The following is a 2,402-nucleotide window of genomic DNA, read 5'->3' as shown; positions in this document are numbered from 1 at the left end:
GCACGCCGGCGCCGTAGATGCCGGTCGGGTGGAACTGGACGAACTCCATGTCCTGGAGCGCGAGGCCCGCGCGCAAGGCCATCGCGTTGCCGTCGCCGGTGCAGGTGTGTGCGCTGGTCGCCGACTGATAGACGCGACCGCCACCGCCGGTCGCCAGCACCACGGCATGGCTGCGAAAGCGGTGGATGCTGCCATCATCCATGCACAGGGCAATGACGCCCCGGCACGCGCCATCTTCCATGATCAGGTCGAGCGCGAAAAATTCGACGTAGAAATCCGCGTCATATTTCAGGCTCTGCTGGTACAGCGCGTGGAGCATCGCATGGCCGGTGCGATCGGCGGCGGCACAGGTGCGCTGCACCGGGGGGCCTTCACCCATATTCTGCATGTGGCCGCCGAACGGGCGCTGATAGATCGTCCCTTCCGGATTGCGGCTGAACGGCACGCCGGCATGTTCGAGCTCGATTACCGCCGCCGGCGCCTCGCGTACCATATATTCGATGGCGTCCTGGTCACCGAGCCAGTCCGATCCCTTGACGGTATCGTACATGTGCCAGGTCCAGTGATCGGGCGTGTTGTTGCCGAGGCTGGCGGCAATCCCCCCCTGTGCCGCCACGGTGTGGCTGCGCGTCGGGAACACCTTGGTGATGCACGCGGTCTTCAGGCCAGCCTCGGCCGAACCCATCGTCGCACGCAACCCGCTGCCGCCCGCGCCGACCACGACCGTGTCATAGGTGTGGTCGACGATCCTGTAGGCCGCCGGCATCAGACCGTGCCCGCCAGCGCCACGCGCAGGACGCCGAAGATCGCGGTCACCGCGACCGCGGCCAGGAAGAATTCGGCCAGGATCACCATCACGACACGGCTTTCGTCATGCTGATAGTCCTCGATCACCACCTGCAGCCCCAGCCGCGCATGCCAGCACGTCGAGACGATCAGCAGGATCATCGGCACCGCGACCCAGGCCGATGCCAGCCAGATATGGAGGCTCTTATAGTCGAAACCCGGCAGGCGGCCGAGGGAGATGAAGAACCAGACCATCAGGAACAGGTTGGAGGCCGCCGTGATCCGCTGGCGCCACCAATGGTGCGCGCCCTCATGCGCGCTACCGAGGCCACGCACACGCCCGAGTTCGGTGCCCTGGCCCATCAATTGCCTCCTGCGAAGATGACGTCCTTGTAGAGCGTGCCCCAGAACAAGAGGGTCAGCAGCGTCGCGCCGACCATCGTCAGGATCGCGCCCGTGCGGTTGGCCTTGAGCTCATAGCCGGCGCCGGTGTCCAGCACGAGGTGACGAATGCCGCTCATCATGTGCTGAAAGAAAGCCAGGCTGAGCCCGATGCCGAAAATCCATCCGAGCGCGTTGAGCTTGCCGGTCGAATAGGTGAACACGTCGACAAAGGCATTGTAGCTTTCGGCGCCGCCGCCAAGGGCGGCGAGCCACCATACGAACAGGATGCCGCCGACCACCGCCATGCCGTCGCCCGTCGCGCGATGCAGGATGGAAACCAGCATGTGCGGTCCCCAGCGGTAATGGCTCAGATGCGGCGCGATCGGCCGGGCAGGTTTGGGGGGTATGGTGGCCAATTTCTGTTCCCTCGATACGCTGCGCTCTCTTACCCCGCGCCGACGGCGATGCAAGCGGCGGCGATCATTACTAACCCCGCCTTAACCAGTGTTGCATTAGGCCGGACGGCAGCGCTCACGCCCGTAACGGGCAACCCGGAGACCCGATTGTGATAACCGCCGACATGCAGATGATGCCTCCGCCAATGAGCGTCAGTGCGGGTCTCGACCTGAACGAACGGCTCCGATTGTTCAATCTGTCGTCCGTCGACCATGCCAATGCCCGCCAGCTATGGGAGATCATCGAGCCGGAGGCGGCGGCGATCGCCACCGTATATTGGGAACAATGGAGCCGCTTCTTCGGTCACCTGCCGATCTTCGCGGTACTCGATAGCGGGGCGATGGTCGAGCGGGGCATCACCTATCTGCGTGACCGGTACACCAAGCTGGACGGGCGCGATTGGGTAGAGTCCGCGGAACTGACCGTGGCCACGGCGTATCAGGCGAATGTCTCGCCGGCGGCCATTCTGTCGATGACCGATGCCGCGGGCCGCGCGACGATGACCATCCTGGAGCGCCTGCTCCCCCCCGACGATCCCCGCCGCCTGGTAATGTTCGACCTGCTGTTTCGGCTGCGATCGCTGGAATGCGAAATCTACGTTGCGCTGTTCTCCGCCTATTTCGACTTCGCCGCGCGCGCCGAGCGCGACCGGTTGGCAGGCGAGTTCCACCTGGGCATTGCATCCCTGGTCGAATTGACCCTGAACGAAAGCATCGAACTGCGCGGCCAGGCGTCGCGGACGTCGGCGTCGGCGCGTGGGATGATCGGCAAGACCA

At 64.6% G+C, this 2,402-nt stretch carries 3 protein-coding genes and 1 pseudogene; 1 reads left to right on the top strand and 3 read right to left on the bottom strand.

Annotated elements, in window-relative coordinates:
• From ACFE7K_RS15725 to sdhC, 3 genes are all read right to left on the bottom strand, one after another.
• Positions 1 to 766 (bottom strand): FAD-binding protein (locus ACFE7K_RS15725; protein ID WP_375399133.1); only part of this gene is annotated, 766 nt, incomplete at its 3' end.
• Positions 766 to 1,149 carry a succinate dehydrogenase, hydrophobic membrane anchor protein gene (gene sdhD / locus ACFE7K_RS15720; protein WP_375399132.1) on the bottom strand — a complete coding sequence of 128 codons (384 nt, stop codon included), beginning with the start codon at positions 1,147 to 1,149 and terminating at the stop codon, positions 766 to 768. The genes ACFE7K_RS15725 and sdhD, both read right to left, overlap by 1 nt.
• Positions 1,149 to 1,514 (bottom strand): succinate dehydrogenase, cytochrome b556 subunit, encoded by a 366-nt coding sequence (sdhC, locus tag ACFE7K_RS15715; protein WP_375399131.1) that lies wholly within the window; start codon positions 1,512 to 1,514, stop codon positions 1,149 to 1,151. The genes sdhD and sdhC overlap by 1 nt, the downstream gene beginning before the upstream one ends.
• Before the next feature lie 257 nt (positions 1,515 to 1,771).
• Between sdhC and ACFE7K_RS15710 the strand changes: the two are divergent.
• Positions 1,772 to 2,402 (top strand): annotated as a pseudogene (locus ACFE7K_RS15710) (chemotaxis protein); the annotation flags it as partial.

It is taken from the genome of uncultured Sphingomonas sp., from assembly GCF_964244265.1.
Classification (GTDB): Bacteria; Pseudomonadota; Alphaproteobacteria; order Sphingomonadales; family Sphingomonadaceae; genus Sphingomonas.
Note: the sequence above shows the minus strand (reverse complement) of the source record. Positions and strands in the feature narration are given on the sequence as shown.

What these genes read in the sequence shown, in the direction of transcription:
- sdhD (WP_375399132.1), bottom strand. Translation starts at nt 1,149, where the DNA reads ATGGGCCAGGGCACCGAACTCGGGCGTGTGCGTGGCCTCGGTAGCGCG.
- sdhC (WP_375399131.1), bottom strand. Translation starts at nt 1,514, where the DNA reads ATGCTGGTTTCCATCCTGCATCGCGCGACGGGCGACGGCATGGCGGTG.